Genomic DNA, 24,756 nt, shown 5'->3' with positions numbered 1-24,756 from the left:
TTATAGCCCATCACCGTAATACGCTGTTTCAGGGTAAACCCACTCAACAACACCAAGACGACCAAAATAGGTAGTCAATTGACGTAAATCGCGATATTCAATTGGAGTGCGCTGTAAAGGCACCATTGGGAAGCGAACACGATGCTGTGCTTGTGTATAAGCAAGCATACGGTCTGTACCACCAGCTCCACGACCAACACACCATTTAGAAGGTTGAATATCTAAAGGACGGCCATTTTTGGCGTTACATAGTGAATTAAGCTTCAAGTACTCAAGGATTGAGATATTACCTGCATCAGAAACCACTCGTGAAACAAGGTAGCCAAACTGAACTGGAGGCAATAGCAACTTGTCAGGCACCACTGCAAATGCCGATGCGATCCATGCGTTATTCAGGATAAGGTTTACATCATCAAGAATTTCTTGAACGGTAGCTGTTGCCCATGAGGTGCCAACGTTAGTAGCTCCTACTTTTGACGAGTTAAGCAGGCCCTCAACACCAAGCATGCTGTCACCGATATAGACCTGCTCATCAACATCCATATTGTGTTTTAACAGTAGACCTGAATATTTTTGAGTATCAACTGGTCGGCCTACTTTGATGGCTGACTCCAGTTCTGGAATTGTCCAGCCAATTTGCATAGCCCAAAGTGTTAAAGGCTGTGCGGTTTTACCAATATCCAATGCAATCCCTTGAATTGCATCCGCATCTTTACCTACCCAAGCTTTACCACCCGGAGAAGGCCCGCCAGCAGCAGCAAAGGCACTATTAGTAAATGATGATGTTTCATCCGCAATAGATACGTCTGAGCGCAAATCAATATCGCGTGACCATGTAACATCAGCCAATGGATCATGAATCGTTTGGTCTAAACGCTCCAATTCCCCAACTAAGAATGAGCCAGTACTATCAACAGTACGTGCATCAAATGTCATCATCTGGTCACGCGTCCGCGCACGTACCGGCATTGCTGTTGTTCCCAACGCTACAGCTGCTGCCATGTTTGTAGCTAAGAGTAATTTACTCATATCGTGTTTTCTCCAGACAAAAAAACCCCGCCTATAGCGAGCCGTGTCTTAATTTAAATTTTTAGATGTTGTATGAAATTTCTACATTGCCTTGAGCATCTGCAGCATGCATAAATATTGCACTTGGTAATGCAATTGAATTTGCCCCATCAGCCACAGCCTCAATACCGCCAACTGGCTTAGCTTCTGTACCAGCTCCGATACGCACGTAGACAGTGCCGCCTTTAGCAGCTGTTCCAGCATTACATTTAACCGTCATATAACCACGGCGCAGAACATCAGTAATACCAGTAGCTAAAGGTACCGCTTTGCCCAGCTCATTCTGTGCTGACTGTGTTGGATAAGCACGCACCAAAAGACCGTAAATTTTAGCTACGGTATCAGCAGCCTCTAAAGCCACAAATTTACTTGTAGCTGGGTCAATCTTCCCGAACAAACCAAATGCAGCAAATTGAGAGCCAATAGGGTGTGACTCAATAGTTGAGTGCGATTTACGAGACACATCACCCGGAATGCCTGATGGCATACGATATAGATAAGCATTACCCATAATTAATTAATCCTTATTTTTTGTTCCAGTAAGCGCGGTTACGCTCATTGATCTGGTCGATTGTTAATGGTTGACGGCCAAAGTCTTTAGTTGAAACACCTGAACGGAATCCCTTGGCATTGTTTTGTGATTTGATTAACTCAGCAGCTCCAGTAAAAGCCGCGTCAATTGTTGCTTGTGGCATAGCATCAAAATCAGATTTTCCACTAGTGAATAAATCAATTGTCTGCTTTACTTTAGGGTCCTGATACGCTTGTTTTAGCGCCGTACGTTTAACACCTAAAGCAACTTTGCCAACGTCTGCTGTTTTGGCATCCATGGTCGGTAAGCTAATACCCGGCACAAGGATTTCAGCTCTGGAGCGAATTTCTTGAAGGGAATCCCCAGTGTAAGACTGAACACCATTTTCAGATAACTTTGCAGCTTCTTCAGCTTCCAAAATATCGTCTTTGGTTTCTTTCCCGTCTTCGCCCTCTTCTTCGTCTTCAGTTTCTTCCTTTTCGGAATCTTTGGTTTTTTTCTTTTCCAATTTATCTAAACGAGCATCCATAGTGTTTAGCTTTTTTAGAATTTGAAGACTGAGGGCGTCGCTAGTTTTACCTTCATCCACTTCGCCAGTCTCTTCATCCTCTGTAGGGATTTCAAGCTCTTCATCTTCTACAGCTTTAGCTATTTTTTCAGCTTCGTCTGCATCACCAGTTTTCACCAAATTACGGATACGGTCAGCAAAACTGAGTTTTTTCTTTTTGACCTTGGTCGTCATAAAACTATCTCCAATCGAGCAGCGAGAACCGCATCGCCCTTTATCAACTAATGCAATATGATTAATCACAATATTGCTCTGAACCCCTTTGCCCGGGCTGACCTCTGTATATTCAGCATCGTAACCTAGGGAAATTTCTACTTTTCCAGCCATGACAGCATCAATTGCTTCCTTATCCATAACCAATAAGTCACCCATCAAATACTCAGCATCTTCTCCTTCACCTCGATGGATGTTGTGGCCAGAACCTCCAGAAAAAATTTTCCAGTTTTCAGGTGATACCCAATCATCTGGATGATCATTTGTGACTGGTTTACCTTCACCACTGGAAATTGTAGTTGGAGAAAATAGAACTTCTTCTCCACGATAAATTTGAATTAAGCCTGTATTGTCTGCTTTGACTGGCACCTCTCCATCGCCATAAATCAAAATACCAGTACGGGCTAAGCGAACATCACGGCAAAGCAAGTACCCTTCAGGCGTAATTTCACGGGTACGGCCAATTTGCCCTGATGTATAAATGTTGGACCGATCTACTGTTTTTTTGCCCTTAACTTTTTTGCTTTTAAACATGGTTCACCTTTTTTGCAGGCATAAAAAAACCACCCTTAGGTGGTTCAAAATTCTGGTATCACTGGTTCTGGATAACACCGGCAATTAGGTAAACATCCAGCATGTCCAGTGAGTCGATCTAAAGTTGGAGGCTTATCCCATGAGACAAATTTTCCATTCATCTCTCTATGGCTTTGTCTCACGTCACTGTCTTCAGAAGTTCGCCAAATATACCCCTCACTTCCCAAAGCCTCAGCACGTGCTTGTGTAAAAACCGAAGCGGCACGAGATACTTCAGTTCTCGCAATGGTGTTTGCACGCGCCTTAGTTACTCGGCCTGTAGCCATAATTAAGCTTGATATTTCACTTGCTCGGCCACCTTCTATCAAAGCACGTGTAGAAAGATCATGTACACGCTGTGCTGCTTCTAATGGCAAGGATTTAATGAGCCTTACCTGTTGGGCCAATAGTTGTTGATATGTAGCACCTATATCAGTATTGCGGATCTGGTCCTTAACACCTTTTGATAAGTCTTGAGCGTATATAAGCCAAGTTTTCTCATCACGCAGTGCCACATCCATAAGAATGTTACCAGCCGCATTGTGAGCCCAAAGGTCTAATGTTTCAGCATAACGGCGTAATGCAGTAACTATTGAAGGATAAACAGTTGGGTCATCTACATCGAAGCCCTTAACAAGAGTGTCGATATAGCTAGCTATCTTCCGTAACTGGCTCCCGTAGCGGATCTCCACCTTTCTCGCTCGGTTCGGTGTGTGGCGTAATCTCTCCATCATCTAACTCACTTGGTCGGGGTGGATCATCCTTTGCGTCTTTAATTTCCTCATCACTGATATTGGAATAAATACCAGTTGTTTCACTGCTCTGGCGGAGTTCCTTCATTGCAGTTTGACGGGAAATCAAGCCTTGTTCCTCAGCTTTACAGACCGCGCTAGTAACCTTGTCAGCAATTTCAGCTTTAGCCGCATCATCAATTTGCCATAGAGATTTAAAATCAAATTCAAACCCCTCAGGCACATCCTTACCTAAAGTGGATAAGGAAATAATTCTGATTAGCTTGTGGAGTGGTGTGCGCAAACGGCGCTCTTGCTGCTGGTTGATGTTGTCGTAATAATTGGAAAGGTCTGATTCACCAGTAGCATTTAAGCCAGCTGGTGATTGACCAAATAAGCGGACTAACGGGATCTGAGAGGCACCTGAGAGCTGCTGCCCAAATTGAAGTAAAACAGCATCTAATCCTGAGAAAGAATATTGATGTGTCTCAAATTCATCTTCTGCATCCATGAGGGTCATACCTTCATTGGATTGCCATAAGCGAATATGCTCAATCTGTTTTACAAGTGCTTCAAATGCTTTACCGCCAGCTGCAATGATTGATCTAAGCCCTTTTACTTTATAGGTCCTTAAATGGGCCTTATAGACCAATTGAGCCACACCCATAGAGGTACTATCAAAAGCAGTAAGACGATCAAACAAGCGCTCAATTACTGAAATGCCCCACAAGTTCTCAGCAATTCGTTGCCAATAAGGTAAGTTCACACCATCGAGACGGATAACACGGCTATGGTGAATACGCATACCACTTAAGCCAAAGGAATCAGCAACCACGTCATAGTATTTAGGCTTGCCAAAATCAACGCCAAAATCAGTGACAAGATCTGTAAGAGTTGGTGTAACAAGCCATCGATCCAGAACTAACAAACCTTTAAATTGATCTTTGCCGATAGTGTCGATATTTAACGGCGTACCAACGTTTTGACCATCAATCAACATCACAGCAATAGCACCGCCATATAAACGGCCCCATTTGATCGTATCGCTCAATCTGTCCCAAATTTCTAGCTGATCCATTACAGAATTGATCTTTATCGCATCGCTTGGATCTTCTAAACCTCGAATATTTACACCCTCACGGGTCATATCCTCAGCGACTACATCAACAACCTGACCAACCACCCAAGACGATCGATACATTGCTTCCAGCTTTACCCGGTCTCGACTTAAAAAATCGAAACCGTAAGTTGACTGGTCATGTTGGCTTCCTGCGCCCAAGCCTAGGCGTGCCGCAAAGTTTTGAAAACTATCAGCAGTATATTTTAATAATCCCATAGATAGACTCTTTACAGCTTATTCCAGATGTTGATATCGGAATTAGTAGGGTTAAAACAAATCATGACGGAATCGGCACTGTTAGGTGACATAGTTCCATCTGGTTGTTTATTTACAAGGATTTTGCCAACGGCATTTTTTGTATAAGTGGGTTGCGATAGTTCCATAAGGAGCTTGGTACGCTCTTTTTCTTCTATCTCACTAGAAATGGAAATAAGCATATCGGGGTCATATTCCATACCATTTAAAGCGCGGTAGGTGTTTTGGAAAAGGAGACGCAACCACCACCAAGACTGAGCTTTCAAATTTGCAAAGAAGTCTTTATTAAGTCGCTTCTCTACCATTTCACCCTCTGGATCATTAACCGCACCGGATCCACGGAAAGGCTCAACTGTTACTTCATCCCAGCCCTTTTCTCGTTGCTGCTCATTGATAACCCTTGCATCTCCTCGCACGCCAGCGCCTAGGCCATCTGCGTCATAGAACATTGTGAGGTATTTACGTTCTATGCAAATATCCATGCTCTTTTGAGTGGTATAGAAAATATCATCTCCTTTACCAGACCATGACTGTATGTAGTCCAGAACTATGCCATGTCGCCCAGCTAAAGAGTTCTTATCACGGCCCTCATCAGCAACGTCTAAACCAGCTATACGATCACCTGTAGGCTCTATCTTCAGCTTTGTATGTGCATCTATTGCTGATTGAACCCAAGCTGAAGGAATCAATACACCTTCCACTGACGCTGCATAGTTAATATCGACCTCTTGAGCAAGTACAACATCGTCAAGCGTGGCAAGCTGCTTTTCATACCACGGATGAATCTCTTTGCCGTTATATGTAACGGTCCAGTTCTTATCTGGGTTAGCTCGCCAAGGCATTGTAAAAACGGCGTAACGACCGCTAAAACGATCTTGGTGGAATCGATCACCAATACCGTTAGGAGTAGAACCTTTGATATGAACGTTTGTATTTTGCGAGATAGCAGCATCTACAGCTTCTTGACGTTCAACGAATGCCCATTCGTCCAAAAAGTACATCGTGGTACGTCCACCACGGCCAATATTGTCACCAGCTTCACCAGTAATGGTTGCGCCGTTATCCGGGTTAATGATTCGCATGTAGTTATCATGCACTTTCTCGACAAAACCCTTTGGTTTCATCCAGTCAGGCATTTTGCTGAACATATCGCGGAATTTGTGTAATAGTGTTTTAGGGTCGCCCTTCTTATCTACTAACTCTTCCTTACGGCTACCAACTCCACCTGCAAACCCTTCAACAAATAACCATCGATGCAGATAAAACCCAAGCACAACGTAGCTCATCCCTTCATCACGGGATTTTTCAATTAGTCCATGGGTCTGAGTGTTTTCACGCTCAAGCAACCATTGAACAAGCTCAACCTGCTTAGGACGCAAAACAAAAGGAATATTGGCAGGTAAACCAAATGACATACCACGCGGATCGTATGTCCAGATCCAATGATTAAACCAGTGGATAGGATCATTTCTACACTTTTCTAATTCAGCTTGTTTGCTCTTTTCGTTCTGTTCAATCACAGCCTTGTAGTAATAACGCCGTGTCATCTCAGAGACAACATCAGGCAATCGTACGTTAATAGTCCACTCTTTAATTAAAGGGGCTATTTCATCAAGTGCGTATGTCATAGCTTTCCATTAATTGCCAAACGGGATAACTCTTGTGGGCTGAGTTTGTCTAATTCTTCAGGTGTATATACTGGTGCTAACGGCTTCTCAGTATTTTCCGTTTTAACTGGTCCACCGCCTGCCCCAGTTATTTCTTTGCGATTGGTATAAAGCCCCCCGACCTCTTTAGCTGCCTGCTCCATTAAGCTCGGCACTAATACGGGGTTATCTTTGAATTGTTCATGATCGATAAAGCGTTGTAGGCGCTTGAGGCGGTAGGCAATGTTAGCGATTGGAATTGCGCTAAGGTTGTCGTTCATTTCCTTGCGGACTTTGTAGAACTCAGTTTTAAATTCTTCGCTTAAGTCCTGCCCTGTTTTCTTTGTTGGGTCGTATGCTTCACACTGCTGTTTAGTCACGGTAATACCAAATTCTTCTTGGACGCCCCTTGCTGTTTCACTAGGTGTCTCATAGGTAGCAAGTGACCGTACTATATAGAGTTTCACCCGTTTATTTAGCCTTGCCATTTATCTCTATCCGTCCAAGTACGTCCAAGTAGAGTGGCAAAAAAAATTTAAACCACCTTCAAGTTACAAGTGCCACAAGCGTAATGAACATCTGCCCGTGACAGCTGCGGTCTTTTATTAGCTGCTTCAACCATCCGCATAACATCCTCACTAGCTCCATATCGACGGACAACGCCTGTAAATTCTTCAACATCGTGACCTTGAATAGCTAACTTAGGCATACCAGTTTCTCTGTTATAAGCTGGTGTTCCGTATTGGTCCTTCTTATGTGCAATGTGATAAAGCTCGTGTTCAACCAAAGCACAAAAATTCACATCACTAGCTATGCGTGAATATGAAGCATCAAAAGTAATTAGGTATTCAGGTAAATAATTGAACCACTGGATGAATTGTTCTTCTTGTCGTTCTTTCTTCCAGCCACCCGCATTGATCATGACTTTTTCGGTAGTACCAATAACTTGACGCCCTTGCTTTTTAAAACCAGATCTAGCCCACATCACAGCAATATCGGGATATCGAAATGAACGTAAATGTATATGGTCAGGATTAAATAATTTTGATTTTGGATCTAGAAAAACTTGTTTAATCCATTCCCACATTTCAGGTGCTGGTGCAAAATTTGGGGTATTTAATTCAAAAAGCCATTCGGGAGGCATTGGTCGAACAGGAACATGAAAGCCGATTTCATTTTTCATAAATTTAATCCAATAAAAAAGCCGCTTAATGCGGCCTTTTTTTATGCGTAGAAATGATCTCTCAATATTCGTTCGATAAATTCATGTACTTCTTTTTTGTTATCCCCCTTAGGCACTTGATCCCAAGAGAAAGATTCTGTTTTTTTTGTATCATCTGCAGTAATAACCATTCCATTACTATCCGTTGATATTTCCAAAGGATAACCTCGCCCGCCTAACTCTCTATCAGCTTCAACCAACTCTAACAAGATTTTAGGAATTAAAGAGCCTCCCAAGGCTGTTGTATCTTGTGTTTTTGAATAAACATTATTAACTAAAACTTTAGCTAAATCTGAAATTGCATTTTTAGACATTTTAAACCTTATTTATTAATTGTTTGAATTATCTATATAAGCTTTAAACAATGAATTTCAAGTTTAATTTAAAAAAAAAAACCCCCGCCAATAATCGATATTTAGCGGGGCTCTTTTGCGCCGTAATACGTCCGGCAAACGATAAAACTAGTTTTTAGGTGCTCTAAGAATAATTAGTACTTTTTCTGACATGTCATGCAAGTTAGAACCTACAGGCAACCAGAATTGATAATTGATGTTGTCTCGGTTAAAAATCTGCTTGTAGTACTCGGTTTCAAATGATGGATCAATTTCAGAGGCTTTAAGTAATCGACCTTCTTTTTCTATCTTCTGCCCGTCAAGCTCACCACCAACACAGATATTCATTTAACTTACCAGTTTTTAATCAGACTGGACTATAACACGACAATAACCTTTAAATTACTAATTTAATTTTCTTAGTCTTTCGTTTAATTTTTTATCTAATTCTTTATTGTTATTAATATCAATTTCTTCACGCAATAAATACATCACTTCAGATGATTTTTCATTTAGCTTTTCAATAAAATTAGAAGCTATCAATGACACCTTGATCTCTAAACCGTTATAAAAATCTTCTTTTTCTTCTATCTTCTTAATTACTTTAGTTGAATTTTCAATTTTATGATCCAATAGTTCAAAAATGTTCTTAAATTTATCACTTTTAGGATCTTCAATTTTTAATTCATCAAGTAATGAATAAAACTTTTCAAACTGATTCATTACATCCTGATGACGTTTTTCTTCTGCAATGAGTTCTTTATATGCATCAATGAAAGGAAAAACTTCTTTTGAAAAGTTTTTTAACTCAGGAATATATACTTCATAAAACTCTACAATTGCTTCTTTTGTTTTCGTATCGCATACAAACATTGTCTTATCTAAAGATGATCCAAATCTCTCAACTTTTAAGAACAAATTATCTTTGAGTTGTAAGGGATTTTTTGAAAAGGTGGCAAATTCGGAGAGCATTTGTGAGTAAGCTTCAATTGTCTCTAAATATACCTGTCTTCTTAACTCGGCTAATCTAGAAACTTTGCCAGATCGTAAAACAGTTAACCACGTAGCAATTAAAGTAAAAATAACACCTAAGAAACCTAATAAAGCCCCGACTAATGCGGCATTTGCTTGAATTTTAGAGCCCTGAATAGTAGCTGCCGCTGAAATTATTTCTTCCATATTAAAACTACAATTCTAAAAAAATAAAAGCCCGCAATGCGAGCTATTTGTTTGGCAATAAAATATTAATTCGCCAAGTTATCACAAATATGCCATACCCCGTGCGCACACTCAAGTGATTTTTTCAAAAGTTTCAAATGCAAAGTGTGGATTACGACTTTTGATATAAGCTAGGCCACATTTTAAATCTTGTCTAATTTGATTAACTGAGGTGTCATTACTCTGAGCAATATCTCTTAATGAATTACCCATTACATGATGTGACCATATAGCTGAGATCCATTCTTGTAAAATATGGTCTTCAATTAACTGCATATCTATAAACAGTCTATGTACACCACGTGCTTCATTATCATTTAACTGACAGCAAGTACCCTTACGACGAGTACACAAGCGATCTTTTAAAGTTTCATCACTCATGTACATAGCCATTAATTTTTCACGTTGTTTTTGAGTGATGCGTTTAGTTGGCATCGTCTTAACAATTTTGACCATAGTTTCAGTATCACCATTAAGCCAAGCTCCAAGCTGGCGACACCACTCTTCAAAACTATATTTAGACCAATCGACCGCTTGTAAAATGTGTTGTACTGGCATATTCATAATCACCCCACCAATTGCTCAATTTGTTTAATCGCCACACCTGCTTTCACTTGCTCTGTACTGAACCGTAAAACTGTAAAACCCATCATTGCCGCTTCGTTGTATTTCTCCATATCCCCTATGTAGCCCTTGCCTCTTGTATGACGTCCACCGCTCCAGATCCCGCCTTCTACCTCTACCAATATCTTTTTTCCCGTAATTAAAAAATCTGCCCGCCACTTACGTTTTGGATGGAATTTATATTCCTGCTCAAAATCAATCTTGCAGGCTTTAAGATGAGTTACTAACAAAACCTCCCCTATACTTGGTTCCCGTGTTTGCTTTGCTGAACGGCGCTTTTTATTTTTCTGAATAGGAAATAATTCACGGTATTCAGCAAGGCTCATTGATGTCATGCGGCCCCTTTGTAGTGAAACCAACTTGAATGAGGTATGGCATTAATTTCTGTTGTTGCTCAGGATCTGCGAGTTTTACTGCGATACGTGTTGCAAGTTGTTCATAGCTCTCGTTTCCTTCAGCGTATTTACTTGCAAACTCTGGATGTACAGAAAGCTTTTGAGCAAAAGCGTAAATCTGTTTTGAACTTAGTGAGTTTGATTCTCCCTGCGGGAATCGAACCCGTGTTCCAGAAGTTGGTTTTTTAGATTGTTCACGTGCTTGGTATTTTCCACATGCGTTGATTAACCAATCTGCAAAGTGGTAATTCATGAGTTCATCACAAAGATTCTTCTCGGCATTGTAGAGTTCAAAAGCACGTAACTCTCGATCGAACCAAGTCGCGTTTTTGATCTGCTCGTAAGTTTCCTGATCAGTTGCCAAAAGTATTTCTTCACCAAGTTTTTTTAAACTCAACCATGTTTTTTTATTTTTAGATTCTATTGATAGATTCCCTGATAGGTTCTGTGTCCCAATATTGGGACTGGTCTCGGTCCCGTTTTTGGGACTGGTTGCGGTCCCATTATTGGTACTAGTACCGTTTTTGGAACCAGTACCGAAATTGGAACTAGTTCCGTTATTGGTACTAGTTCCATTTTTGGGACTGGTTAAATCATTTTCTTCACGGCCCATCACACCAATTAACTGGTAAACCTTCACACCATTTCCAGTGATTTCACCTGTAAATCTAATTAATGAAATTGCTTCAAGTTCATCTAATACTTTGATCACTGTTTTACGGTTAAGGACAGTGTCTTTCACCATTCGCTTAATACTGGGGTAACACTTGTGAGATTCTCCCGCTCTATCAGCCAAAGCCAATAAAACGAGTCTTTGACTTGAGGTTTTCACTTCTGCTTTGAAAGCCCAAATTGTTGCATCTAAGCTCATTTATCCCCCTCTTCATTCAACTGAATGAAAGTGCTACCTAAGTAACGGATTCTTTTAGCCCGATATAAACTTGAGATGATTTGACCAGCATGGAAAAGTGGCATTCTGTGCTGATCTGAAAGTGCTTGCATAAACTCATCACGTTTTACCGCTGCATTTTTTTCTTCGCGGTTTTGGTTTTTCAAATTCTTTCTACGCTTTTCAAGTAAATCGTCTAACGTTTTTAGAGCTAGCTCATACCAAGATTGAATGATTTGCTGCCTCTTCTGTTCTTGCAGATTGTCTTTAGTAGTTTGATTTGATAAATTAGTTTGCATATTCAGTTCCTCTAGCCAGTAATTGAATTAACTAAGCCTGATCCACGAAATCAGGCTTTTTTAATATCCAAGTTTTTCCTTTTGACCACTGATTTCGTCATGGAATAAGTCATCCACCGTTTCAATACGATTCATCCAGCTTTTAGACATGACTAAAAGTGCTGCAACTCTTTCTTTATCAATACTTTGATAATCTTTTGGTACCACCTTCAATCCAAGTAAACTCAATAGCTCGCAAAACATTTCAATTTCATTTAAGCCATTGTTTTTCTCAACTGTTTTAAGGCGAGTTATAGTGCTTGGATCAACTTTTAATTGTTCCGCAATCTCTTTCTGATTGCCTGAATCAAGACCATGCATTATTCGTGAAACGTCATTTCTGGCGCTTGCAGAAAGATCAATTGATAATTTGCTCATGGTTATTCCTAAGCGAATAAGTTCTTAAGTTCTTTTAGGGCAGGACACAAATCGACTGCCTTAAATTCACCGTTGGTAGCTTTTTCAGCTTTAATTGCAACTTTTGCTGACATACTCCAACGACCTGATGTGTACCCACTAATGTTTGATTGACTAACATCAAGAGCTTTTGCTGCGGCTACTTGCCCACCAAAATGCTCTACAAGATTTTGGTAAATGGTTTCCATGGCCATCTCTCAAATATAAGTAATACACAGATAATATTAGCATTCTAATATTCAGTCAATAAGAATTCTAATTTGATTGAATATTAGTTCTCTAATATTCTTTAATCAGTAGCAAAGGATTTTTTTATGATTGGCAATAGACTCAAAGAAGCTAGAAAAAAAGCTGGTAAATCACAAAAAGATGTAGTTGAGGCTGTTGGTATCACCCAGTCAGCTCTAAGTCAGCTTGAAAATGGTTTAGTCTCTTCTTCTTCACACCTCCCTTCAATTGCTAAATATTTAGGTGTTGATTCTTATTGGCTTCAAACCGGAATTGAATCTGGCAATACTAATTTTTCGAATAAACATCATGAAAGTAATGTTTCTCTACCTGCCAATCCTTTATGTGCTATTCCATTATTAGATTATGTACAAGCTGGGTTATTCCACGAGGTTGGCTACGATGGGCTAAATCCTCTGGGTACAACTTGGACAACTTATGAAGGCGCACGACCAGAATGTGTATTTTCTTTAAAGGTCGAAGGTCTAAGCATGGCACCAGAGTTTATGCCTGGTGATGAGATAGTTGTTGATGGTTATTTAGAGCCTAAGCCTGGATCTCTCGTAATTGCTCAAGAAATACAGCATGGAGTTGCTAGAACAACTTTTAAAAAATATAGAGTGATTGGAGTGAATGAGTTTGGTGTTGATATCATTGAATTAGTACCATTAAACCCAGACTTTCCAACACTTAACTCGCTGCAGATTGAAATATCTATTATTGGTGTAGTTGTTAGACACAATAGAGAGGTTAAATATTAAAACGAGACTCATATGATTTTATTAAAATATTTTGGAATTTTTATATTTTTATTGGTTACTAATTTTCAAGTAAATGCTGCGATTTATAGTGGATATAGAGTGACTGGCAGTCCATCAACTAACAGCCCAGCATCTTCTCTCTTCATGATAGTTCTTGGTATAGGTGCATCTTACTTTTACTACAGATCACTTAAAAGCTGGATAAAAAGAAAAAAGGAAGGTGAAAAGCCAGAACGTTTGTATGGATTAAGCGATTGGGGAGTAATGTTATTCATTTTGGCTCTAATGGCCTTATTTGCTTCTGGTCTGTGCTTTGAAATAGTTGGTGCATACGGTGGCCGAGAACTAATCAGAGAGATTTGGTATTGGATTTATTTAAGTCTTTTCTCATTTCTTTTGATTCTAAACAGAACTTAATTTTAATAATAAAATCTTGCCATTTTTAAAAATATTTTAATTCTAATTCTGCCCACTTTAAGTGGGCTTTGTTTAATTTATTCCATTCACAAAAAATAAGTAAACTAATATTTATTAAGCTTAGCTATTGACTACTAATATTAGTATGCTAATATTTTATCACAAACAACAAAAAAGCACACCGACTCTCTGACCTTTCGATGTGCTTTTGCAACTTGCGAGATCAATTATGAATGTAAATGCAATTCCATTCAACCATATCAAAGTAACAGGCGTTACAGCTCTTGTTTTAATTGCTGGCTTAGCTTCTTGTGAATACAAGACAGCTCAATCTAGCCTTACTTCTAATGCTTATAACTTCACACCACAAACTCAACCTAGCATCTATGGTGTTCAAACAGCAAAGATCATTGGTAAAACATCAGGTATTGCGGTTATCAAACTTGATGGCTTCCGAGTAAACGTTAGCTTTGACTTTGAAACTCATCCGGATAGCTACGGTGTTCCGGGTTCAGAATTTACAGCAGTTGATGTAACTCAGCTCACTATTAATGAAATTACAGATGTAAACGGTAAGTCATACATCGATTTCACTGATTACAACGATCACCGCAATATCAATGCAATTCTAAAAGGCTTCATCGAACGTAATAAGTTGGTGGAGGCTTAATCATGGCTAACTTCAAAAAGCATCCAGACGGCTATAAGTCTTATCTAGGCCGTGACAATACTGGCCTCTACTCTGTTCGCATTGGTTGGACTGTCTATGCATCAAATGCTAATGGCTCGGGTCTTTACAAGATCAAGGACTCAGTTAAGACGCCTTTAGATGTGGCCAAGTTCCAATCTGAGTATCCAAAAATTTGGGAAGTATTAATTCAAGAGATCAGCTTTCAACGCAAAAAGAAGTTGGCTATCGATTTGGGTAACTCTCACATCTCATCAATGGAACGCAAAGCTTATAAAACTAAGCGCGGCTTCACTGGCTCAAGATAAGGATAATAAAAATGAATGCAGCAATTAATCCAGCAGTTTTAAATAATCAAAATGCTAACCACTTTGAACAGTTAGCAGCGATTAGCATATCTGGACATATCGAAAAGAAAAACAACATGTCATATCTGTCTTGGGCTTGGGCCGTGGACAAACTGATGCGCATAGATCCACAAGCAAACTGGGCTTTTCGTGATCCAATGACTTTCCCAGATGGATCTATGATGGTTCATTGCGATGTCACAGTGTTTGGTAAAACCATGTACATGTTTTTGCCAGTGATGGATCATCGGAATAAAGCCATTGTTAAACCGAATGCTTTTGATATCAACAAAGCGATGATGCGTTGTTTAGTCAAAGGCATTGCCGTACACGGTTTGGGTTTATATATCTATGCGGGTGAAGACTTACCAGAGGAAGAAAAGACTCAGCAAGCAGCAGCTCAACCTCAACAACAACTTCCGAATGCAGCCCAACAACTTACGGCTGAATTCCAGCAAGCATTACATGCAATTCATAACACACAAAATGAGGCAGATCTGGCCACAATCTATAAACGCTTCAAAGGTACCAGCTTTGAAAACCAGATTGTGAAGGCATGCAAGGCAAAAAAGGACATGGAGGGTTGGAGCGCTTAAGTACCTATATCTTTAGGTATGTTGCCAAACTACATGGCAACGGCACTCTAAGGGGTCGTATCGAAGCGACCTCTGCCCTCCATGCCAAGCAACGTGTCATGCAGAGCAATGAGCTAATTAAGGATGCTCATATCTCCTTACTCAACAATCAGGCTTCTGCTCGTAAACAAGCTTTTGAGGGAATAAAACAATGAAAGAAGTACTTATGGAACAAATATTTTATGGTTTTTAACTTTTTTAATAATGTTTTTTGGTGAGGTGACAGCATGATATATCAAATTCAACCAATTGAACTGCCAGATGATTTAAATAGCTGCTGGTTTCACCCTGATATTGAACAGCATGACACTATTGGAGAGCATGCTGAGTTTTATACAAAAGAACAATGGGCACAACTGCAAAAGAATCTTGGCGTTTTCATAATAATCGAAAACTTTGATTATTGGGATATTGAAGAGATCCCGGAAGATAACACTAGCGATTGGTGCAATTGGAGGCCCCAACCACCCGAACAAGGTCTATTTTTAATTGCAGCATTTGATTCAGAAAATGGTCCTGTTCTTTGGTGGGCTAATCCAAAAGCGGAAAGTAAGGAGATTTAAATGTCTTGGTATTCTTTAAGACAGCTCGCTAAAGAACTCGGTATGGCTCCAAATACATTTAAAAAATATTATTTGGAGGAGTTTCCGCCAGATCGAGAGTCCAAAACTTATAAAGGATGGACTTCTCAATCCGTAGCTAAAATTAAAACCGCAATTCAAGGCGCTAAATAAGCGCCTTTAATCTTCTATAGGATATTTATAGTCATCAAAATTTATTAGATCAGTTGTGTGCATTGCTGCACCGCTGGCACCACGAAATAAATGACATGCATTAAAATTATGAAAATTACAATAATTAAATAATTCAATGATTAATTCATATCCTAAAGTTATTTTTAATAATCTGTATCCACTATCATAATACTTTAGAATCTCTTTCATGCATGGTCGAGTTCCAAATTCATTAAAAATTTTGATGTGATTTTTCGTGTAAGTTAAGATGCCTTGTTGATGAGAAATATGCTGATTAAGGCCTTTAGGGGGATCAAGCACTTCGAGTACTTGATTCAATTCATTTGTAATACTTTCAGAATTTAATACCCAAATGCAAAATTTTGAATTTGGATCATAATTCATTTTGAGAGCATGAGAACAAGCGAAATAACTAGCTACAAACGGGTTTTTGGACCAATCGAGCAATCTGGTCGCAACTCCATAATGTTGCGCATACACAGCCAACTCAAAAAAATCATCATCAAACCAATCTATCTGACTTCTCCCAAACGATTTCTTATATTTAACTAACTTACTTTTTTGTCTTCTTCTCAATTGATCATTGTCTGATGGTAATTGAACACCAGCTAAATCACAGGAATCTTGGAATTTCAATAAAATTTCTGACTCATAATTTTGATCTACACTCCAATTAGTCTTAATCCACCCAATATTTTTTTTATTACGATAAAAGGTTGGTTTTAAATCCCAACAACTTTCTCCATGTCCCCGATATATGATCGACTTGTCTAATGTACTATAACCTTTAAAATCTTTTATCTTAAATGAAGGAAAATTAACAGTTGATGGGTTAGATTCTATTCTTAATTTTGTCATAAGATCTTTTACATGTAATTTATCTGGTCTTATAAATGTTAAAAATTCGTCAAAATCATTAAATGTAATTTCATAATGGGATTCATTATTTACCAATTGATCAAAGTAATTTTTTTCCACTTTAATTTTTCCAATTTTCTACTTTATAAATTAAAATTTGTCCAAATTAATAGCTTTAATAATTGGACTTATTACTCTTTAACTACGATTAAATTGTGAATTAAAGGTGCGCATTAACGGCCTTAATTCAAAATTTACTTTTAAATTCATTTAAATCCTTGAGCCATTTTTTAGATATTAAGATTATTTCTATTAATGAATTTAATAAATGAATAGGATAAAATATTCTTTCATCATTAACAGATTTGGTAAATTCACTGATGTTTCCATGCATAAGATCGTTTCTTAACTTTAATAAATTTAACTTGTCATTATTACTTAATTTTTCATGAAAATCATATTCATCACGGAAAGCCAGTGCTGAAATAGGTAAACCTTTCTGCTTTGCAGTAATAATCATTTGTTTATTCATATTTTCAGGTATATATAATCTATCTACTTCACTGTTGCTGATTAAATGAAGTGTTGAGCGTAGGGAGGCTTCAATTCCACATATTAAACTCAATAAAGCTGGCAAATAGTGTTCATTAAAAAAAGCATTTAAACCTTCTAAAAAGTACCAATGAAACTCAGCACCATTATAATTTTCTTCAAACTCACCAAGATATCTATTCATAAGGTTTTCAAAATCAGCACATCGTGAATAATAATCTTCTTGATTTTCAAACTTTTCTGGATCAAGTTTTTGAATTGAGCTTTTTATAATATCTTTATATAGATATTGGTTGGACAATAGCTTAATAAATTCAGCCTCGTCTTTACATCCAATAATTGTGTAATCAGCTTTTTTATTCATTTGCTCTCAACCACTCATCTACTTCATTTGCATACCAAGTCATAAGCTCTACTCGCTCATCCCAATATTCGGCACGGTTATAAATTTTACTTGTCTTATCTGCTTTTGTGGATTTATTCACATGAGCGATCTGGTAATCGATCACCTCACCACGGAATAATTTACTTTCATTTGCATGAGTCGAAAAAAGTGAACGAAAACCGTGGGTAACCATTTTGTCTTCGTAACCCATTCTTTTTATCATGGTTAGTACCGACTCAGAGGTCATATACTCATAAGGCTTTCCACGTTTTTTAAATATATAACCATCATCTGTTTTTACGCTTTCTAGCTCCTTAAATAGTGCATAAATCTGCGGCACTAATGGAACCATTAATTCCTTTCTTCTTTTCATGCGATCAGCTGGAATAATCCAAACCTTATTTTCAAAATCTAATTCGCCTGAATCCCATCTAGCTTTTAATAATTCTGTTATACGTGTACCTGTATAACAAACTAGAAGCATTGCCATTTTAACTATGGAACTTGAATGGCTCGCTTGCATACGCCTAAAAAATTCAGGCATTTCACTTGCGGGTAAACAAGGGTGGCTGTCAGATTCATATTCTGGAATTACATCCTCCACCAATGTACATGGATTACGATCTGTATAATCTGATGCAATTGCAAAATCAAATACTTGCTTGCCAAGTCTTAATGCACGGCTTGCTGTTTCTAAAGTACCTTTTGCAACAATTTCTTTAATTTTCTTCGAGATGTGCTTTCTTTCAACTTCATTAATTGGAAGATTTTTAAAGTCTTCGGTTAGATATGCAAGTCGATATTCGACCGTGTCATAGTATTTTTTGCTGGTCCATTGCGATTTCATGATACTCAACCACTCCTCAATGACCTTATGGACTGGTGGAGAATTGGCTACCTTGCCTTGATATTCTAATTTTAATTGTCTTGCTTGTAGACGTGCTTCCTTACATCCCATAACGGGATATTCACCAAGCATTTTTTGATTTTGCTTTCCATTTTGACGGTATGACAGAACCCATTTCTTTTTTCCATTTGGAAATACTGAAATGTTCAATCCTTCCCCATCTGCAACTGAGTATCTAGATTCTTTAGGTTTTAATGACTTTACTTGGGCATCCGAAAGCATAGTGTTATACCGTATAACAATTGTATAACAGCTTATAGTGATAAAGTTTGATTATCAATGATTAAGCTGAATCAAGAATGATTAAATCGAAGGCATTAAAAAAGCCCTAAATCATTAAGATTTAAGGCTTTTTGATCAACTCTAATCATATGTGATTAACTTTGATCTTAGTATTTGGTGGAGATGGCGGGAGTTGAACCCGCGTCCGCCAGCACTACGCTCGAGAATACTACATGCTTAGATATCGTCTATTGTTTTAACACCAAGTGACCCGACGAACAGGGTACAAGGTGCGATCCTCTAAGTTTGGTATAAAGCCCCGAGGCTTGACTCTATACGGACTTGTGTGCGTGCGCTACGGTCGGGTTCCTAAACCACAAGTATTCTAGGAAGCGGACAAACTGCCCTTAGGCAGCTAGAGCGTAAGTTTCGTCGTTTGCGACTATTAAAATGCAAATTTTATTTACGAGAGAAAATGCGCTCTCGGCATGCATCTATGAGTTTCATCACCGGCGTCGAAGCCAATAACATCCCCATGAATGTCTGCACATCATAGCATAACTAAAATAAAATGCTGTGCATTTTATCAACAGTCTGCCACTGATGAACATACTTACATAATTGAGTGCCTTTTGTTTTTTTCAAGGCCCCTTATAAAAAAAGCTGCCAAAAATGACAGCTTTTTTTTAAGTTGGGTCTATAAGGCTCCATTGCCTAACACGATCCCTTCACGGCGTGGGTCTACCCCACCTGCGTATTTACTTTGATTATTTATATTTACTTTCATAACCGTTGAAATACCACTGGTTTGCGCAGTGTTAGAAATGCCATGCCCTTTCGCTTTTAAGCCTTCAATCAAATCAAGCAAAGAAAGCTGTACATTCGAGCTATCTACATTGGTGTTTTTGCTATTGGTCGCGCCAAAGTTAACAAGCGAAGTTGCCTGCTGTGCGTTTAAGTTCCAGTCCAATACACCCACTAAAGTTTTAACTACATATTGAATGATGGTACCGCCACCTGGTGAACCTGTTGCCATATAAAACTCATCTGGCGTGGTGCCTTTAAACACTAAGGTTGGCGCCATAGTACTGCGTGGGCGTTTGCCCCCTTCTACACGGTTGGCAACCAGCGCCCCAGTGCTGTCATAAGGGTTTGCGCTAAAGTCAGTTAACTGGTTTGACAGCAAGAAACCATCCACCATGTGGAATGAACCCATGCTCGATTCAACAGTCGATGTCATTGAAACCACATTGCCATAGGCATCTACAATCGTGAACTGAGTCGTGCCATGTTCAACAGTCGTGTCGACACCCGAAGCTGGGTTGAAATTACCTGCTGGTGCAACGCCCATACTTTGGTTCGGGTTAATTAGTGCGGCACGTTGTTTCAGGTAATTTTTATCAATAAAGCTTGCAATACCCTGTGCTGGTAAACGAACAAAGTCGGTATCTGCCACATATTTGTCACGGTCGGCATAGGCCAAACGCTCTGCTTCAGACACTAAATGCACACCCATGACATCGGGCACACCGCCTTCATTTTCAGGGTTTTTAGGTGGATAAAGCGACATATCAAAGTTTTCTAAAATACCCAGCGTTTGCGCAACCGCAATCCCTCCCGAAGATGGAGGCGGCATGGTACATACATAGTAACGGTCACGATACGTCGTACAAATCGGGTCGCGTTTTTTAACCTGATAGTTCGATAAATCCTGCAAAGTCATCAAACTTGGGGTAATTGGAGTTTTTGCTGGGTCTTCTCCTTCAGTTCGGCTAGCTTCACTAACAATCGCTTGAGCAATCCGACCAGTATGCAATGCATTTGCACCCTCGGAGACTATTGCTTTAAGTGTATCTGCATATTCTTTATTGGTCATGGTCTCGCCGACTTTGCGTGGTGAACCATCTGAATGAAAATAGATTCTCATTGCATCTGCATCAAGCGCTAAATTACTCGCATTGCTTGCAATGGCATCTGCCAAACGCCCCGGAATGCGGAACCCGTTATCAGCCAAACCAATCGCTTCACCAAAAAGCTGTTTCCATTCAAGCTTGCCATGTTCTTGTTGGGCTTGTTCGAGTAAACGCATCACACCCGGCACACCAATCGAGCGACCGCTACGGCGCGCACTTGGCACAGGTGCAGGTGAATTTGGGTCATCCATATCTTGGCGAATTAAATAAAATTCGTTGGCTGCGGCAGGGGCAGTTTCACGGCCATCATAAGCAGTGACTTGCTTGGTTTTGGCATCGTAATACATCATAAAACCACTACCGGCAATGGTACTCGACTGTGGCTCGACCAAACCAAGCACGGCTTGTACCGCTACGGCTGCATCGACTGCACTACCACCTGCTTTTAAAACATCACAACCTGCTTTTACCGCAAGTGGCGTATTTGCCACCACCATATATTTATCTGCGTATTTAACCGTGTTACCGAGTCTATAACCCGACGCACCCTCTGGTGCGGCTGGGTCACCATTTTGGTTTGAACCGACCACCACGCTTGAACCGTCTTGTGCCAGTTTGCTACAACTGGTGGGGTCGTTATCTACAATTAAATTGGGCGGGGTTGTATTTGAATCATCCTTGGGCTGATCTGACGAGGAGTCATCTCCACATCCTTGTAATAAACCGACTGCTAATAAACTACTGAACAAAAATGAATATCTTTTATTCACGTGATAACTCCAATATATACGCCTGCCTATCCATGCAATTGCCATGCAAGCTTCTTTGTTTTCAGGTCTTCAGTTTTTTAATCTTTGATAAAAATAAAGTTTTAATAATATTAAATGATTGAGGGTATTTATTTTATGCTCTGTGTGATGCCTCCTTGCTTGTTATCACACTCTTTTATAACTGATTTGCCCAATTCTGGCATGCTTTATTTCTTTAAATACAGGCAAAATCTGCTATTTATAAACTTGCTCATTTTGTAGTTGGCCTAAAAAAAGCACCTCCGAAGAGATGCTTTTTTATATTTAGTGAGAAGGCATGCCGCTGACCTGTTTGGGTTTTGGACACAGCCAAATGACCAGCCCTGCAAATACAAACACCATCGCAAATAGCAAAAATACATGGTTTGCCGACATGGTAATGGCTTCTTTATCGACAAGGTTTGAAATAATTCCTAAGGTCGAGTCAGGCGTAAAACCATTTTGCAAAAGTGTGTTTTGTACTTCAGTCGTATGTAGGTTTGACACCATTTCACTACGGGCAACTTTGGCGTGGTCGTCCCACACGGTCACTGCAATTGAAGCCCCAATTGCCCCTGCCATAGTTCTTAAGAAGTTCATGAGGCCCGCAGCAGATGCAATCTCTTGCTGCAACACTGAACCGAGGGCAATATTTGACAGTGGAATAAAGAAGAACGGTACAGCAAAACCTTGCAAGATTTGCGGCCACGCCAGTGCCATAAAGTCGGCGTCTGTCGTCCAGAATGCCCGCATTAAGGTCACACCACCCAGCAAAATTAAACCAAAGCTCGCCAGCGCACGTGGGTCATGTTTGGTCGAAAGTTTTGCCACAATCGGTGACATGGTCAAACTACCAAAGCCCATGGTTGCAGTTAAATATCCGGCCCACGTCGCGGTGTAGGAAAGGTTCATTTGCAACCACTGCGGAATCAGTACAATACTGCCAAAGAATGCGCCAAAGCCGAGCGACAAAGCCAGCACCGAAATAGCAAAGCCCCTATGCCTAAAGACTTTGACATCCACGACGGGATGTTTGTCGGTGAGTTCCCATATCAGGAACACTACAAAGCCAATGGCGGCAGTTAAAGCTAAAACGATAATACTGGTGCTATTAAACCAGTCACGTTCGTGCCCCAAATCGAGCATGAGCTGTAGCGCACCAATCCACAAAATTAACAGACCTAAACCGACAGTATCGATTCTTAAAGAAATCGTCTCTGTTTCAGCCACTCTTAACAAGCGCATTGCTGCTAAAACACAAATAATCCCAACCGGTAAGTTAATAAAGAAGATCCAGTGCCAAGACAGGTTATCACTAATCAGACCACCCAAAATTGGCCCTAAAATTGGTCCAACGACGGTCGTCATGGCCCATAGACCCATCGCCTGTGCATGCTTTTCTTGAGGGAAAATACGCATCAGCAAAGTTTGACTGAGTGGCATGAGTGGGCCACCGCATAGACCTTGTCCAATACGGAAAAACACCAGCATGCCTAACGAGTTTGCTAGACCACACAAGAAAGAAAAAATGGTAAAACCAATCAGACCAAAAATAAAAACCCGAACGGTTCCAAAGCGCCCTGCAAGCCAACCTGTTAAAGGTACACAAATCGCTTCTGCAACAGCATACGACGTAACAACCCATGTCCCTTGTGTACTTGAAACGGCAAGGTTACCGGTAATATGCGGTACAGATACGTTGGCAATGGTCGTATCGAGCACGACCATAAAATTCGACAAGGCAATAACAAACGCTGCCAGTATTAAACGGCCACCGCTTAGTTCGGCAAAAGGTGTTTGCGTTTTCATAAGCGTTTACTTCGCAGATAAGTCGACTTTTGCTTCCATCGACAAGCCAACACGCAGTGGGTGTTCAGCAAGTTCTTTCGGATCAAGTGCTATACGAACCGGTAAGCGTTGAACCACTTTAATCCAGTTGCCTGTTGCGTTTTGAGCCGGAATTAAGGCAAAGGCAGAGCCTGTACCACCAGAGAAGCCCATCACTTTGCCATGATATTCAACGTCATCGCCATATAAATCTGAAGTAAGCGTGACAGCCTGACCCGGACGGACTTTTTTCAACTGACTTTCTTTGAAGTTTGCATCTACATATAAATCGTTAAGCGGTACAATCATCATCATGCTCGTGCCCGGTGCAACACGTTGACCAACTTGAATATTACGACGCGTAACCACACCATCGACTGGCGCACGTATCACGGTACGTTCCAAATCAAGCTGAGCTTGTTCTACATGTGCTTGTGCAACTTGTACATCCGGAGTCGAAGTTTCACTTACACCCTGAATTAACGCTTCGTTTGCAGCTAAAGTACTTTCAGCAGCTTTACGGCTTGAAGAAGCTTGCGCTAAAACAGCTTTAGCAAGCTCTAGCCCTGCTTTGGCTGTTTCAACTGCACTTTGTGCTTTAGTGAGCTCTTCTTTAGACACTGCACCAGAGGCGGCAAGCTGCGCACGGCGGTTTAACTCTAAAGCAGCTTTGTCATAATCTGCCTGTGCTTGAGCAACCTGTGCTTTGGCACTGTTAATTTCGTCAGCACGCACCACCACTTGAGAGTTTAAAGAACTACTGTTTGCCGCAGTTTGTTTATATTGGCGTTTTGCTTTGGCAAGTTCTGCCTCAGCTTGAGCTAATGCAATTTTGGCATCACGGTCATCAATACGAACCAGCACGTCACCACGATGTACAGTTTGGGTATCTTTTACGACAACCTGAGCGACCTGTCCGCTCACCATTGAAGTAATTTGCGCGGTTTCTGCACCGACATAGGCATTATCCGTACTCACGGAATTATTTAAAAATAATGCCCAGATTGCATACAAAATAGCGGCGATCAATAAAATCAGCGCAAAAAAACCAAGAAATTTTTTGCGCTTGTTTTGATTGTTTTCATCCGAGGCAGATGTTGTTGGCACTGTTTCTTGTACATTGCTTTGTGCATCAGTCATGGTATGTTCCTAAAGATGAGTTGGCTTTGCCATCAATCTCGCACTACACCTTGTTATAGAGTTTTTATTTTTCTATAAACAAGACATACCGCATTGTCAAAGGAGCTAATTTTAACGCTAAAACCTCATAATATGAGAATAAAATTTTATAACTCATGCGTTCGTTCTAATTAAATTAATGTTTATCTCAAA

At 39.9% G+C, this 24,756-nt stretch carries 31 protein-coding genes and 1 other RNA gene; 8 read left to right on the top strand and 24 right to left on the bottom strand.

Features of this window, described 5'->3' with window-relative positions; all coding sequences use genetic code 11:
• The 17 genes from J663_RS05795 to J663_RS05715 all read right to left on the bottom strand — a co-directional run bounded on the left by J663_RS05795 (position 1) and on the right by J663_RS05715 (position 12,329).
• On the bottom strand, positions 1 to 1,029 hold the full coding sequence (locus J663_RS05795; RefSeq protein ID WP_033848431.1) for a DUF2184 domain-containing protein: 1,029 nt from the start codon (positions 1,027 to 1,029) through the stop codon (positions 1 to 3).
• A 61-nt stretch (positions 1,030 to 1,090) separates the two neighbouring features.
• Complete coding sequence (locus tag J663_RS05790; RefSeq protein ID WP_033848430.1) at positions 1,091 to 1,579, bottom strand: hypothetical protein; 489 nt, start codon at positions 1,577 to 1,579, stop codon at positions 1,091 to 1,093.
• A gap of 13 nt (positions 1,580 to 1,592) precedes the next feature.
• Complete coding sequence (locus J663_RS05785) at positions 1,593 to 2,915, bottom strand: DUF2213 domain-containing protein (protein WP_033848428.1); 1,323 nt, start codon at positions 2,913 to 2,915, stop codon at positions 1,593 to 1,595.
• A gap of 44 nt (positions 2,916 to 2,959) precedes the next feature.
• Positions 2,960 to 3,646: a phage minor head protein gene (locus J663_RS05780; protein WP_033848426.1), complete on the bottom strand. Its 687-nt coding sequence runs from the start codon at positions 3,644 to 3,646 to the stop codon at positions 2,960 to 2,962.
• Positions 3,606 to 5,021, bottom strand: a complete 1,416-nt coding sequence (locus J663_RS05775; protein ID WP_033848424.1) for a DUF1073 domain-containing protein — start codon at positions 5,019 to 5,021, stop codon at positions 3,606 to 3,608. Before J663_RS05775 ends, J663_RS05780 begins: the two co-directional genes overlap by 41 nt.
• An 11-nt stretch (positions 5,022 to 5,032) precedes the next feature.
• Complete coding sequence (locus J663_RS05770; protein ID WP_033848420.1) at positions 5,033 to 6,688, bottom strand: terminase; 1,656 nt, start codon at positions 6,686 to 6,688, stop codon at positions 5,033 to 5,035.
• Positions 6,685 to 7,194 carry a DUF2280 domain-containing protein gene (locus J663_RS05765; protein ID WP_033848418.1) on the bottom strand — a complete coding sequence of 170 codons (510 nt, stop codon included), beginning with the start codon at positions 7,192 to 7,194 and terminating at the stop codon, positions 6,685 to 6,687. Before J663_RS05765 ends, J663_RS05770 begins: the two co-directional genes overlap by 4 nt.
• Before the next feature lie 47 nt (positions 7,195 to 7,241).
• On the bottom strand, positions 7,242 to 7,889 hold the full coding sequence (locus J663_RS05760; protein ID WP_033848417.1) for a putative metallopeptidase: 648 nt from the start codon (positions 7,887 to 7,889) through the stop codon (positions 7,242 to 7,244).
• Between the two features lie 41 nt (positions 7,890 to 7,930).
• Positions 7,931 to 8,242, bottom strand: a complete 312-nt coding sequence (locus J663_RS05755; RefSeq protein WP_033848415.1) for a hypothetical protein — start codon at positions 8,240 to 8,242, stop codon at positions 7,931 to 7,933.
• A gap of 147 nt (positions 8,243 to 8,389) precedes the next feature.
• Positions 8,390 to 8,608, bottom strand: coding sequence for a hypothetical protein (locus J663_RS05750; protein ID WP_009392747.1), 219 nt, complete (start codon positions 8,606 to 8,608; stop codon positions 8,390 to 8,392).
• 57 nt (positions 8,609 to 8,665) lie between these two features.
• On the bottom strand, positions 8,666 to 9,439 hold the full coding sequence (locus J663_RS05745; RefSeq protein ID WP_033848413.1) for a hypothetical protein: 774 nt from the start codon (positions 9,437 to 9,439) through the stop codon (positions 8,666 to 8,668).
• Between the two features lie 111 nt (positions 9,440 to 9,550).
• The gene (locus J663_RS05740; protein WP_033848411.1) at positions 9,551 to 10,048 is read right to left on the bottom strand and encodes a hypothetical protein; all 498 of its coding nucleotides are present in this window, start codon (positions 10,046 to 10,048) and stop codon (positions 9,551 to 9,553) included.
• Positions 10,045 to 10,437, bottom strand: coding sequence for a DUF559 domain-containing protein (locus J663_RS05735; RefSeq protein ID WP_033848409.1), 393 nt, complete (start codon positions 10,435 to 10,437; stop codon positions 10,045 to 10,047). Before J663_RS05735 ends, J663_RS05740 begins: the two co-directional genes overlap by 4 nt.
• Entirely contained in the window at positions 10,415 to 11,368 is a 954-nt protein-coding gene (locus tag J663_RS05730; protein WP_033848407.1) for a helix-turn-helix domain-containing protein, read from the bottom strand. Before J663_RS05730 ends, J663_RS05735 begins: the two co-directional genes overlap by 23 nt.
• A complete protein-coding gene (locus J663_RS05725; RefSeq protein ID WP_033848406.1) occupies positions 11,365 to 11,685 on the bottom strand; it encodes a hypothetical protein in 321 nt (106 codons plus the stop codon). The genes J663_RS05730 and J663_RS05725 overlap by 4 nt, the downstream gene beginning before the upstream one ends.
• Before the next feature lie 60 nt (positions 11,686 to 11,745).
• Positions 11,746 to 12,102 carry a helix-turn-helix domain-containing protein gene (locus tag J663_RS05720; RefSeq protein ID WP_033848405.1) on the bottom strand — a complete coding sequence of 119 codons (357 nt, stop codon included), beginning with the start codon at positions 12,100 to 12,102 and terminating at the stop codon, positions 11,746 to 11,748.
• 8 nt (positions 12,103 to 12,110) lie between these two features.
• Positions 12,111 to 12,329 (bottom strand): YdaS family helix-turn-helix protein, encoded by a 219-nt coding sequence (locus J663_RS05715; RefSeq protein WP_033848403.1) that lies wholly within the window; start codon positions 12,327 to 12,329, stop codon positions 12,111 to 12,113.
• Between the two features lie 126 nt (positions 12,330 to 12,455).
• On the opposite strand from J663_RS05715, the gene J663_RS05710 reads away from it, so the two are divergent.
• From J663_RS05710 to J663_RS19410, 8 genes are all read left to right on the top strand, one after another.
• On the top strand, positions 12,456 to 13,130 hold the full coding sequence (locus tag J663_RS05710) for a LexA family protein (protein WP_033848401.1): 675 nt from the start codon (positions 12,456 to 12,458) through the stop codon (positions 13,128 to 13,130).
• Positions 13,131 to 13,142: 12 nt separating this feature from the next.
• Entirely contained in the window at positions 13,143 to 13,547 is a 405-nt protein-coding gene (locus J663_RS05705; RefSeq protein ID WP_050598804.1) for a putative four-helix membrane protein, read from the top strand.
• 229 nt (positions 13,548 to 13,776) lie between these two features.
• Entirely contained in the window at positions 13,777 to 14,217 is a 441-nt protein-coding gene (locus J663_RS05700; RefSeq protein WP_033848398.1) for a hypothetical protein, read from the top strand.
• A gap of 2 nt (positions 14,218 to 14,219) precedes the next feature.
• Positions 14,220 to 14,543, top strand: a complete 324-nt coding sequence (locus J663_RS05695; protein WP_033848396.1) for a hypothetical protein — start codon at positions 14,220 to 14,222, stop codon at positions 14,541 to 14,543.
• 11 nt (positions 14,544 to 14,554) lie between these two features.
• Positions 14,555 to 15,178, top strand: a complete 624-nt coding sequence (locus J663_RS05690) for a DUF1071 domain-containing protein (RefSeq protein ID WP_033848394.1) — start codon at positions 14,555 to 14,557, stop codon at positions 15,176 to 15,178.
• Complete coding sequence (locus J663_RS05685) at positions 15,166 to 15,372, top strand: hypothetical protein (protein ID WP_033848392.1); 207 nt, start codon at positions 15,166 to 15,168, stop codon at positions 15,370 to 15,372. Before J663_RS05690 ends, J663_RS05685 begins: the two co-directional genes overlap by 13 nt.
• Positions 15,373 to 15,444: 72 nt before the next feature.
• Entirely contained in the window at positions 15,445 to 15,780 is a 336-nt protein-coding gene (locus J663_RS05680) for a hypothetical protein (RefSeq protein ID WP_033848390.1), read from the top strand.
• Positions 15,781 to 15,951, top strand: a complete 171-nt coding sequence (locus J663_RS19410; protein WP_005042582.1) for a hypothetical protein — start codon at positions 15,781 to 15,783, stop codon at positions 15,949 to 15,951.
• 6 nt (positions 15,952 to 15,957) lie between these two features.
• On the opposite strand, the gene J663_RS05675 is transcribed toward J663_RS19410, so the two are convergent.
• From J663_RS05675 to J663_RS05650, 7 genes are all read right to left on the bottom strand, one after another.
• Complete coding sequence (locus tag J663_RS05675) at positions 15,958 to 16,950, bottom strand: FRG domain-containing protein (RefSeq protein WP_033848387.1); 993 nt, start codon at positions 16,948 to 16,950, stop codon at positions 15,958 to 15,960.
• A 127-nt stretch (positions 16,951 to 17,077) separates the two neighbouring features.
• The gene (locus tag J663_RS05670; RefSeq protein WP_033848384.1) at positions 17,078 to 17,746 is read right to left on the bottom strand and encodes a hypothetical protein; all 669 of its coding nucleotides are present in this window, start codon (positions 17,744 to 17,746) and stop codon (positions 17,078 to 17,080) included.
• Positions 17,739 to 18,896 (bottom strand): tyrosine-type recombinase/integrase, encoded by a 1,158-nt coding sequence (locus tag J663_RS05665; protein WP_033848382.1) that lies wholly within the window; start codon positions 18,894 to 18,896, stop codon positions 17,739 to 17,741. The genes J663_RS05670 and J663_RS05665 overlap by 8 nt, the downstream gene beginning before the upstream one ends.
• 175 nt (positions 18,897 to 19,071) lie before the next feature.
• Positions 19,072 to 19,431, bottom strand: a transfer-messenger RNA (tmRNA) gene (gene ssrA / locus J663_RS18600).
• A gap of 162 nt (positions 19,432 to 19,593) precedes the next feature.
• Positions 19,594 to 21,579: a gamma-glutamyltransferase gene (gene ggt / locus J663_RS05660; RefSeq protein WP_033848381.1), complete on the bottom strand. Its 1,986-nt coding sequence runs from the start codon at positions 21,577 to 21,579 to the stop codon at positions 19,594 to 19,596.
• A gap of 303 nt (positions 21,580 to 21,882) precedes the next feature.
• The gene (locus J663_RS05655) at positions 21,883 to 23,406 is read right to left on the bottom strand and encodes a DHA2 family efflux MFS transporter permease subunit (protein ID WP_033848379.1); all 1,524 of its coding nucleotides are present in this window, start codon (positions 23,404 to 23,406) and stop codon (positions 21,883 to 21,885) included.
• Between the two features lie 6 nt (positions 23,407 to 23,412).
• A complete protein-coding gene (locus tag J663_RS05650; protein WP_033848376.1) occupies positions 23,413 to 24,564 on the bottom strand; it encodes an EmrA/EmrK family multidrug efflux transporter periplasmic adaptor subunit in 1,152 nt (383 codons plus the stop codon).
• Between the last annotated feature and the right edge of the window lie 192 nt (positions 24,565 to 24,756).

It is taken from the genome of Acinetobacter sp. 826659 (assembly GCF_000588515.1).
In the GTDB taxonomy this organism is placed as follows: domain Bacteria; phylum Pseudomonadota; class Gammaproteobacteria; order Pseudomonadales; family Moraxellaceae; genus Acinetobacter; species Acinetobacter pittii.
The sequence above is the reverse complement of the archived record's forward strand: the minus strand, read 5'-3'. Positions and strand labels throughout refer to the sequence as shown.